This window comes from Streptomyces rimosus subsp. rimosus, assembly GCF_000720725.1.
Taxonomy (GTDB): domain Bacteria; phylum Actinomycetota; class Actinomycetes; order Streptomycetales; family Streptomycetaceae; genus Streptomyces; species Streptomyces rimosus_A.
In genome coordinates this window covers 1-10,219 of the sequence record NZ_JOCQ01000073.1, presented here as the reverse complement: position 1 = coordinate 10,219, position 10,219 = coordinate 1, and the positions used below count along the sequence as shown (strand labels likewise).

General features: G+C 72.6%; 9 protein-coding genes. 6 read left to right on the top strand and 3 right to left on the bottom strand.

Annotated elements, in window-relative coordinates; all coding sequences use genetic code 11:
- The first annotated feature begins 59 nt into the window (after window positions 1-59).
- The 4 genes from IH45_RS0129875 to IH45_RS0129860 all read left to right on the top strand — a co-directional run bounded on the left by IH45_RS0129875 (window position 60) and on the right by IH45_RS0129860 (window position 5,507).
- On the top strand, window positions 60-1,658 hold the full coding sequence (locus tag IH45_RS0129875; RefSeq protein WP_030675381.1) for an ABC transporter substrate-binding protein: 1,599 nt from the start codon (window positions 60-62) through the stop codon (window positions 1,656-1,658).
- Between the two features lie 146 nt (window positions 1,659-1,804).
- Complete coding sequence (locus tag IH45_RS0129870) at window positions 1,805-2,794, top strand: ABC transporter permease (RefSeq protein ID WP_050515285.1); 990 nt, start codon at window positions 1,805-1,807, stop codon at window positions 2,792-2,794.
- A 29-nt stretch (window positions 2,795-2,823) separates the two neighbouring features.
- Window positions 2,824-3,798 (top strand): ABC transporter permease subunit, encoded by a 975-nt coding sequence (locus IH45_RS01000000144250; protein ID WP_030675376.1) that lies wholly within the window; start codon window positions 2,824-2,826, stop codon window positions 3,796-3,798.
- Window positions 3,795-5,507 (top strand): ABC transporter ATP-binding protein, encoded by a 1,713-nt coding sequence (locus IH45_RS0129860; protein WP_030675373.1) that lies wholly within the window; start codon window positions 3,795-3,797, stop codon window positions 5,505-5,507. Before IH45_RS01000000144250 ends, IH45_RS0129860 begins: the two co-directional genes overlap by 4 nt.
- Window positions 5,508-5,651: 144 nt before the next feature.
- On the opposite strand, the gene IH45_RS0129855 is transcribed toward IH45_RS0129860, so the two are convergent.
- Together IH45_RS0129855 and IH45_RS0129850 are read right to left on the bottom strand one after the other, a co-directional pair.
- A complete protein-coding gene (locus tag IH45_RS0129855; protein WP_030675370.1) occupies window positions 5,652-6,281 on the bottom strand; it encodes a hypothetical protein in 630 nt (209 codons plus the stop codon).
- Between the two features lie 50 nt (window positions 6,282-6,331).
- Entirely contained in the window at window positions 6,332-7,147 is an 816-nt protein-coding gene (locus IH45_RS0129850) for an APH(3') family aminoglycoside O-phosphotransferase (RefSeq protein ID WP_030675367.1), read from the bottom strand.
- A gap of 224 nt (window positions 7,148-7,371) precedes the next feature.
- Between IH45_RS0129850 and IH45_RS0129845 the strand changes: the two genes are divergently transcribed.
- The gene (locus IH45_RS0129845) at window positions 7,372-8,025 is read left to right on the top strand and encodes a chemotaxis protein CheB (protein ID WP_030675364.1); all 654 of its coding nucleotides are present in this window, start codon (window positions 7,372-7,374) and stop codon (window positions 8,023-8,025) included.
- Window positions 8,026-8,049: 24 nt separating this feature from the next.
- Complete coding sequence (locus IH45_RS0129840; RefSeq protein ID WP_050515283.1) at window positions 8,050-8,787, top strand: Crp/Fnr family transcriptional regulator; 738 nt, start codon at window positions 8,050-8,052, stop codon at window positions 8,785-8,787.
- 55 nt (window positions 8,788-8,842) lie between these two features.
- Here IH45_RS0129840 and IH45_RS0129835 read toward each other — a convergent pair whose 3' ends face one another.
- The gene (locus IH45_RS0129835; RefSeq protein ID WP_030675358.1) at window positions 8,843-9,994 is read right to left on the bottom strand and encodes a winged helix DNA-binding domain-containing protein; all 1,152 of its coding nucleotides are present in this window, start codon (window positions 9,992-9,994) and stop codon (window positions 8,843-8,845) included.
- Between the last annotated feature and the right edge of the window lie 225 nt (window positions 9,995-10,219).

The window sequence follows — 10,219 nt, the reverse complement described above, 5'->3', positions numbered from 1 at the left end:
CGTTACCGGCCTCCCGCCCTCCCTCCCATCCACTCACTCACCACGAGGCGAGACCCACCATGACCGACTTCCCTTCCCCCGACCCGGCCGCCGACGGATTCCCCGGACCGCGCCGGCGCGCCTTCCTGGCGGCGGCCGCCGGTGTCACGGCCGCCACCGGCCTCGTCCTGGCGGGCTGCGGTACGGGGTCCGGTTCGTCCGGCAGCGGCGGCGGCAGCCCCCGGCGCGGCGGCAGACTGCGCGCCGCCTTCGCCGGAGGCGGCGCCTCCGAAACCCTCGACCCGCACCTGGGCAACCTCTTCGCCGACGCCGCCCGCGCCAAGGCCCTCTACGACAAGCTGGCCGACTGCGGCACCGACATGGCCGCCCGCCCCCGCCTGGCCGCCAAGTGGGAACCCAACGACACCCTCGACCGCTGGCGGATCACCCTGCGCAAGGCGACCTTCCACGACGGCAGGCCCGTCACCGCCGAGGACGTCCTCTACAGCTACCGCCGCATAGCCGACCCCAAGAAGGCGTACCGCGCCAAGGCGTCCCTGGAGCCCATCGACCTCGCCGCCAGCCGGGCCGTCTCCCCGGACACCGTCGAGTTCCGGCTGAAGCGACCCACCGCCGAATTCCCCAACGTCCTCGCCGCGTTCGGCGCGTACATCATCCCCAAGGACACGACCACCGCGGACCTCGCCAAGCCCGTCGGCTCCGGCCCCTTCCGCTTCGTCTCCTTCGCCCCGGGCCGCTCCTGCGTCGTCAAGCGCAACGACGCCTACTGGGACGGCGCCCCCCACCTGGACGAGCTGGAATTCGTCGTCGCCAACGAGGAATCGGCACGCGTCAACGCCCTGCTCGGCGGCCAGGTCGAGTACGCGCACGAACTCAACCCCACCACCGCGCGCGCCCACGAGGGCAAGGGCCAGATCGAGATCGTCCGGCTGCGCAACAGCGCCATGCAGTCCTTCGCGATGAAGACCGACCGCGCCCCGTTCGACGACCCACGGGTCCGCGAGGCATTCTTCCTCATCGCCGACCGCAAGGAGCTGGTCGACGGCGCGCTCTCCGGAGCGGGCGAGATCGGCAACGATCTCTTCGGCAAGGGCTACGAGTACTACGCCGGCGACCTGCCGCAGCGCCACCAGGACCTCGACCGGGCCCGCCACCTCCTCAAGCAGGCGGGCGCCGAGGACCTGCGGATCACCCTCGACACCTCGCCCGTCGCCGCCGGGTTCACCGAGGCGGCCGGCATCTTCCGCGACCAGGCCGCCAAGGCGGGCGTCACCGTCCGGGTCAGGTCCGGCAGCAAGGACAGCTACTGGAGCGACATCCTCGACGGCGGCACCCTGTGCTGCTACCGCTCCGGCGCCATGCCCATCGAATCGCACATCTCCCAGCGCCTGCTCAGCGACTCGACCACCAACGCCACCAAGTGGCACCACAAGGACTTCGACGCCCTGTACCAGCAGGCCCAGTCCACCAAGGACAAGAAGGAACGCGCGGCCGTGTACGGGCGGATGCAGCGCCGCCTGTACACCGAGGGCGGTTTCCTGGTGTGGGGCTTCGCGGACTGGATCGTCGGCACGTCCCGCCGGGTGCACGGCGTGGCACACGACGCGCCCGCCAACACCCTGGACTGGGCGCGGTTCGACAAGGTGTGGCTGGCGTGAGGGGAGGAGAAAGGGCGGGGGGTGTGGCCGGTGTGAGGGGAGGAGAAGCGACGGGGGGTGTGGCCGGTGTGAGGGGAGAAGAAGTGACCGGGGGTGTGGTCGGCGATTCTGTGGGGACCGCTGAGGCCCTTGGGGCGGCGGAGGTCGTGCCGTCCCGGACGGCGAGGGCGAGGTCCGTACCGGCGGCACTGCTGCGCTCCTGGCTCGCGCGCCGTGTGCTGCTCGGTGTCGCGCAGACCGCCGCCGTCGTGCTGCTGGTCTTCGCGCTGACCGAGGCGCTGCCCGGCGACGCCGCCGTAGCCCTGGCGGGCGACCAGCCCGACCCGGCCCGCATCGCGGCCATCCGTACGGAACTGGGCCTGGACCGCCCGGCCGCCGAACGGTTCGCCGACTGGGTCCTCGGGCTGCTGCACGGCGACCTCGGTACCTCGCTGGCCTCCGGCCGCCCCGTCGCCACCTACCTCGCCGACGGCTTCGGCCCCACCCTGCTGCTCGCCGCCCTCACCGTGGTCCTGCTCGTCCCCGCCGGGGTCGGGCTCGGGGTGCTGGCGGCGCGCCGCGCGGGCTCGCTCGCCGACCGGCTGGTCAGCTCCGCCACCCTCGCCGTCTACGCCGTACCGGAGTTCGCGCTCGGCGTGCTCCTGGTCACCCTCTTCGCGCTGCGGCTGGGCTGGCTCCCACCGACCGCCGTCGGCTTCGGTGGCGACCTGCTCGCCCACCCGGCCGTCCTGGTCCTGCCCGTACTCGTACTGCTCTCCCGGCCGGTGTGCTCGATCAGCCGCCTGGTACGGGCCGGAATGATCGACGCGCTGCGGTCCCCGTACGTCCGCCAGGCGACCCGGTACGGCCTGTCCACCGCGCGCGTCCGCTACCTGCACGCCCTGCCGAACGCCCTCGCGCCCGCCGCCCAGCAGCTCGCCCGCACCGTCGACTGGCTGCTGTGCGGAGTGATCGTCGTCGAGGCCCTGTTCGTGATCCCGGGCCTGGGCACCGTCCTGATGAACGCGGTCGCCGAACGCGATGTCCCGGTGGTCCAGGGCCTGGCCGTGGTCTTCGGCGTCATCGCGGTCGTCCTCAACCTCGGCGCCGACCTGGTCGCCCGCCGGCTGGCACCGCGGGCGGGGGTGGCGGCGTGACGAGGGGACGGCTGACGAAGGAACGGCTGATGCAGGGGTGGCTGACGGGGGAGCGGCTGAAGTGCGCTGTGGGGAGAGGGCTGACGGGGGAACGGCTGAAGAGGGCCGCACGGTGGCCGGGCCGGGCCGGGCTGCTGATCGCCGCGGTGCCGCTCCTGCTCGCCCTCCTGGGCCCGCTGATCGCGGGCGACGCCGGGCCGCGCACCGCGTCCTTCACCCTCGGCGGCGGCCACTGGCTCGGCACCGACTTCGTCGGCCGCGACGTGTGGCGGCAGATCCTGCTCGGCGGACAGTCGGTGGTGCTCGTCGCGCTGGCCGCGACCGCCCTCGCCTACGCGATCGCCGTACCGCTGGGCCTGGCCGCCGCCCTCACCCACCGCGCCTGGCTCGAAGAACTCCTGATGCGCCCGCTGGACGTGCTGCTGGCGATACCGTCGCTGCTGCTGATCCTGCTGGTCGCGGCCGTCTTCTCACCGGGCGCGGCGGGCCTCGCGCTGCTGGTGGCCCTCGTCAACATCCCGGACGCGGCCCGCATCGTACGCGCCGCCGCCTCCGAAGCGGCCGCCCGCCCCGCCGTCGAGGCACTGCGTATGCAGGGCGAGACGTGGTGGCGCACGGCGGTCGGCTACGTCGGCCGGTCGGCGCTGCGCACCTTCGCCGCCGACGCGGGCGTACGGCTGACCGGCGTGCTCTACCTCGTCGCCACCGCCGCGTTCCTGGGCGTCGGCGTGGAACCGGACGCGGCGGATTGGGCGGTCATGGTCGACCGCAACCGCACCGGGCTGTTCGTACAGCCGTGGGCCGTGGTCGTGCCCGCGCTGCTGATCGTGGCCCTGTCGATGGGCGGCAACCTGTTCTTCGACGCGCTGCTGGAGAGGGAGGACGGGGAGAACCGGAAGCCCCCACGACCCCACCCAAAACCCTTCCGCCAATACTTCCGCTACTTCCGCTACTTCCGATATCTGCGGTATTTCCCACGACACACCAAGGAGGGCCGACGGTGAGCGCGGCAGCGAACGTCGTCGCCGAGGTCGACGACCTGCGGGTCGAGGTCGGCGGCCGGGCCGTCGTCGACGGAGTGAGCCTGCGGGTCCGCGCGGGTGCGGTCACCGCCCTGGTCGGCGCCTCCGGCAGTGGCAAGACCACCACGGGACTGGCCCTGCTCGGCGCGTACCCGCCGGACGCCCGGGTCACGGGCACGGTGACCGTCACCGACGACCTGGTCGGCCATGTACCGCAGCATCCGGCGGCCGTCCTCAACCCCGCCCGCCGGGCCGGCGCCCTGCTCGCCGACATCGCCCGTACGCAGGTACGCCACCTCCCGCGCCGCGAGCGTGCCGAAGCCGCCGAACACCGCGTGACCGAAGCCCTCAGCCGAGCCCAACTCCAGGACGGCGCCGCCCTCCTGCGCCGCTACCCGCACCAGCTGTCCGGCGGCCAGCAACAGCGCGTCGTACTCGCCCAGGCCCTCCTGCTCGGCGCCCGCGTCGTGGTCGCCGACGAACCGACAACCGGTCAGGACGCCCTCACCAAGCGCCGCATCGTGGCGGAACTGACGTCGGTCGTCCAGCAGGGCATCGGCGTCCTGCTGCTGAGCCACGACCTGGACGTGGTGCGCGAACTCGCCGACGACATCGTGGTCCTCAAAGGAGGCCGAGTGGTCGAGGCGGGGCCCGCGGAGCAGGTGGTGTCGGCGCCTCGGCACACGTGGACGCGCCAGATGTTCGCGCCTCAGGAGGGAACGCGTCAGATGTTCGCACTTCGGGAGGGGGCGGCCGGTGCCGGACCTCGCGTCGGGGCGGCCGGCGCCGAGCCTCGGGACGGGGCGGCCGGTGCCGCGCCACGGGAGGGAGCGTCCGGTGCTGGGCTCCGCACAGGACCGGTTCCGGACCCCCTCCCCGTACTGGAAGCCCCCGTACCGGAAGTCCCCGTACTGGAAGTCCAGGACCTGACCGCCCACCATCGCGGCCGCGGGTCCCGCCGCACCGTCGAGGTGCTGCGCAACGCCTCCCTCCGCCTCCAGGCCGGCCGGCGGGTGGCGGCCGTCGGCCGCTCCGGCAGCGGCAAGACGACACTCGGCCGGTGCCTGGCAGGCCTCCACCGTACGTACGAAGGCGAAGTCCTCCTCGACGGCGTACCCCTGCCGCGCAGCCTGCGCGACCGTACGCCCGCGCAACTGGCAGCCGTCCAGTACGTCTTCCAGGACGCACAGGCGTCCTTCGACGAACACCGCACGCTCCTGGCGCAGGTCGCCCGCACAGCGATCCGCCTGCGCGGAGCCGCTCCGGCGGACGCCGCGCGGGAGGCCGGGGAACTGCTCGCCGAGGTCGGGCTCGGCGAGCAGCACCTCCACAGTCGTCCAGGGCGGCTCTCCGGAGGCGAACTCCAGCGCGCGGCCCTCGCCCGCGCTCTCCTCGCCCGTCCCCGCGTCCTGATCTGCGACGAGATCACCTCGGGCCTGGACACCGTCACCCGGCGCGGCATCCTCACCACCCTCGACCGCCACCTGAGCGAACAGCCGGACCTGGCACTGGTATGGATCACCCACGACCTGAGCACGGTCACCGCGGCCGACCAGATCCTCGTCCTGGACGCAGGCAACACAGTCGAGCAAGGCCCCGCCAACCGAATCCTCACCGCGCCCAGGCACCCCTTCTCGGTCGCTCTGGTGGAGGCGTCGACGGGGGCGCGGGTGACGGTGGCCGGGGCGTAGGGAGGGGCGGTGGCGCCGGGGTGTGCGGAAGGGCGGCGCCTTGGGGGCAGGGGGCAGCGAGCGGATACGGCTCTTAACGCCCCCTGCTGCCCAATTCGCCCCCGCCCCCTCCAGTGAGCGGAGCCATGCCCCCGAGCCCCTCCCTCAGCCCGCCTGATGAGCAGTGCGAGCCGCTTCGATGAAGTCCTCCAGCGCCGCCCAGAACGGCGAGAAGGCGGTACGGAACTCCTCCCGGGCGTCGGGATCGCCCTCCATCGCCGCCTTGACGCACCGGTAGAACGTGCCGGTCGTCCGCTGGAGGGCAAGCGCGGCGGCCGCCGCCTCGGGCGGCCCCTCCAGCTCGACGACCCGCGCACAACGACGGATCTTCGCGTACTCCGCGATCTCCCGATCGTGCAGCTCCTTCAGGGCATCCGCCATGCCGCCCGCCCCACCGGAACCGCCGACACCACCCGCATCACCAGTGCCACCGGACCCACCGACGCCACCAGTACCCCCGGCACCACCAGTACCCCCAACGCCACCGGCACCATTCCGCAGCAACGCCAAGATCTCCCAATACAGCTCGCCCATGCGGTGCGTCTGCTCGATCAGGTCGAGGTAAGCAGCCCGGCGGCTCTCCCGCAACCGCTCGGACCGCTGCGCCCGCGCGGCCGTCTCTGCCTGGATCCGCGCGGCCCGCGTACTGCCCCGGCCGGCCACCCAACTCGCAAGGACCGCCGTACCGCCCGTCACGGACGCAATGGCCAGCGTCCACACTGTGCTGTCACCCACGCGACGCAACCCTACCCAGCCACCGTCACCACCCCCGCGTCAGCCACACCTCAGAAGAACTCGTCCAACAGCCGGTAGAACGCCAGCTTTTCCTCCGACACCGACTCCTCCCGTCCGCGACCGTACTCCCGCAAGAAAGCCGTGACACACTCCGGCCCGAACCACGGATCCTCCTCATGCGCCAACTCGCGCAGCACCAGAGCGAGATCGGAGTGCCGATCCGCACGACCGGCCCGGCCCACGTCGATCAGCCCGGTCACCTCGCAGGTGCGAGGATCGAGCAGCACATTGTCCGGACACAGGTCGCCGTGGCACACCGCCAGGTCCTCCGTGGCAGGCCGGGTCCGTTCCAGCTCGGCGAGCAGCCGCTCTCCCGACCACCCCTCCCGTTCCTCGTCCACATCCGCCAGAGCGACGCTCCCTTCAGCGACGGCGCGGGCCGCCTGCGGCACCGTCACCGCGAGACTGCGGTCGAACGGACACCGCTCCCAGTCCAGCTCATGCAGCGAACGAGCGAGCCCGGCGAGCGCGACGGCCACGTCCCGCCGCTGCTCCCGCGGCCACCGCGCACTCGCCGGACGCCCCGGAACCGCCTCGGTGACCAACCAGGCAGCTGCCCCGTCCCCACCACTCTCCACAACACGCGGTACGGGAACTCCCACCCCCGCCAGCCACACCAGACGCTCCGCCTCAGCCGACAAGCTCAGCCCAGAGGCAGCGGACGCACCAGCAGCCGCCACCTTGACGAACAAGTCCCGCCCTTCACCCCCGAGCCGAAACACACCAGCCCCCGAGGCCCCATCACTCACAGGAGCCCACTGGTGGCCGGAGTACCGGCGACGCAACACATGCAACGCACTGTCCATGCTCCGAAATTCTCCAGCACGGAGGATCGGGGGGCATGCGACTTTTCGGTCCGGGGCTGGGGGCTGGGGGCTGGGAGCCGGGGGCTGGGGGCTGGGAGCCGGGGCCCAGGGGCCCGCCCCCACCGACCCCTGGGCAAGCCGCGCAGGCCGCCCCGACCCACCCGACGTGGAGGCCCCGGCCCCGCCGTGCTCCTGTGTACGGTTCCGGGCACTAGGCTGGCCTTGTGTTCGGTACCGTTCAAAAGTCCTCCGCTGCCTTCGACGTGGTCTGTATGGCCGCGTCGCTCGGCGGCGTGAGCGCGTACCGCCACATCCTGGCGGCGCTGCCCGAGGCGTTCCCCGCCGCAGTGGTGCTGGTGCAGCACCGGCCGGTGCGGGAGCGGGACGGTCTGGTCGGGGTGTTGCGGTACCGGTCCGCGCTGCCCGTACGGCTGCTGGAGGACGGCGATCAGCTGGCGCCCGGCGTCGCGCACGTCGTACCGGCGGGCCAGTGGGCGGCCTTCACGCCCGAGGGAAAGGTGTCGCTGCACACCGCGACCGGCCACCGTTCGGCGGATCCGATGTTCGCGTCCGCCGCGGCCGCCTTCGGGTCCCGGGTACTGGCGGCGGTGCTCACCGGGCGCCTGGAGGACGGGGCCCTGGGCGTACGGCACATCAGAGGCGCGGGGGGACGGGTGCTGGCCCAGGACATCACCACCTCGGAAGCCTTCGGCATGCCGAGCGCCGCGATGGCCACCGGCTGCATAGACTTCGTGCTGCCCCTGCCGGTGCTGGCTCACGCGCTGGTCAGCCTGGTGATGGTGCCGGGCGCCGCGGGACTGATGCGGGTGTCGCTGCCGTCCTGGGCCGCGGTGATCCCGCCCGAGGCCACCGCCTGACCACGGCACGAAAGGCGGGTACGCATGACGAATGGCGCCACCGGTCCGTACGACCCCAGGGGCAACCGGCTCCTCGCCGCCCTGCCGGAGGCCGAGCGCCGCCGGCTGGCGCCCCACCTGGAGCCGGCCGAGCTGAACACCGGCGACGTGCTGTACACCCCCGGAAAGACGATCGACACCCTGTGGTTCCCCGTGCTGGGCGTGTGCTCGATCGTCGCCGAGCTGGACGGCCCGGCCGTCGAGGTCGCCACCGTCGGCGACGAGGGCATGGTCGGACTCCCGGTCTTCCTGGGCGTCGGCAGCCCCACCGAACGGGCGGTGTGCCAGGTCCCCGGGCGGGGGCTGCGGATGGACGCCGACCGGTTCCGCCACGAGATCGCCGTCCTGGACGGGCGGCTCCAGCAGATGCTGCAACGCTTCACCCAGGCCATGTTCACCCAGCTGGCACGGAACGCGGCCTGCAACCGCAGCCACCGCACCCGGCAGCGGTGCGCCCGCTGGCTCCTCATGACCGGCGACCGGATGCACAGCGACCACTTCCCGCTCACCCAGCGGTTCCTCGCCCAGATGCTCGCGGTGCGCAGATCGTCGGTCAGCGAGGTCGCGGGCGCCCTGGCCGAGGACGGCTGCATCACCTACAGCCGCGGCACCATCACGCTCCTGGACCGCGACCGCCTCGAAGCGAACGCCTGCAGCTGCTACCGCGTCATCCGCGAGTCCATCGACGCGACGTTCCCATCGGCCGACGATCCGGCCGGGTGACGCAGCGGGCCGGAGCACGGGGCGGGCCGGAGTACAGGGCGGTTCCGGCCCCGGCTCAGGGGCCCGGCGGGAGCAGCCGCGTCTCGGCCGCCGGAAGACCCTTGGCCCACCAGTGGTCGTAACGGCGGTACGCCCCGGGGTCGCGGTCGGTGAGAAGCCGCGCGAGCGAACGGGCCTCGGCGGCCAGCCCGTCCCAGACGTGACCGGGGAGCGGGTGGAAGGCCCCGGCCTCGATCCTGCCGTCGACCAGGCGCCAGACGCCGGCGACGTACCCGTCGACCAGCAGAGTGGGCAGCACGTCGCCGTTCCTGCGGATCACATGCTTGCGGTACGCGGGAGGAAGGACACGGCCGCGGTCGGCGTAGGCGAGCAGGACGCTGTCCCACATCGCCATCAGGCGGGGTGGCGCCGGAACGTCTTCGTCCGGCCGGGGCGCGCCCGGTATGTCGTACAGCACCGCCCCGTCGGGGCCCTCCAGAGATACGAGCTCGTCGGCGAGCGCCTGTACAGCGGCGCGGGCCCGCGACTGCTGCACCAGCGCGAATTGCGCGATGTCCGCCACCGACGCCGGCCCGAACCCCGCCAGATAGCGGCGGACCAGCGCTTGCAAACCCGTGGCGGCCGCGCCGGGGTCCGCCAGGACCGGCCGCGTGCTCGCCGCGACGTGCGTCTGACGGGTGTCGAACAGCCAGGGCGCGTCAACAGGCGCGTGCCAGAGCGGAGCGTACTGACGCAGCATGCGCCACGCCGACGGCTCCAGTGGCGCGCCCAGACGCTCTTCGAGCCATCCCTGCATGTCGCCGGTGGTGCGCGGCCGGTCGGCGAATTCCAGCAACTGCGGTACGAGCGTGTCGGCGTCGGCGGCGGTCAGTCCGGACGCCGTGAAACGGGCGTCACCGAGCCTGGAGCCGCGGAGCGTCGGTTCCACGGCCTCACGGAAGGCGCGGTAGTCCATGGCGTGCACCATGTGCAACGTCACCCGCATCAGCGTTGCCTTGACCGCCTGGAAGCCGGATACGGCGGCGTCGAGGCCGGCGGGGGAGAAAGCGCTGAGCCGGTTCCACAGGGCGACGTACGGCGATGCCGGCTGCTGCGCCTGCAGGGCGACCACCTGTTTCAGCCCGTCGGCCACATCGAGCGGCGCACGGGCGAGCAGCAACTGCCGGGCGAGAGTGGAACGGTTGAGGGCACGTGCGGTGATCACCATGCAGTGATTCTGCCGTCCCACCGGGGTGCGGCCCAGAGCTCGCGGCCTCTTCGGCGCGCGGTTACGGCTTCCGCACGTGCCGTGTGATCGACATGGCCGCAGAGCACGTGTGGGCCGCTCCTCATGGGATGCTGTTGGTTAATCGGTCCTCTGCTTTGTCCCGTCGAGCGCCAGCTCGACGGGACAAAGCGCTGCGAAGTGGCTGGTGCGGGTGCGGGCCCGGGG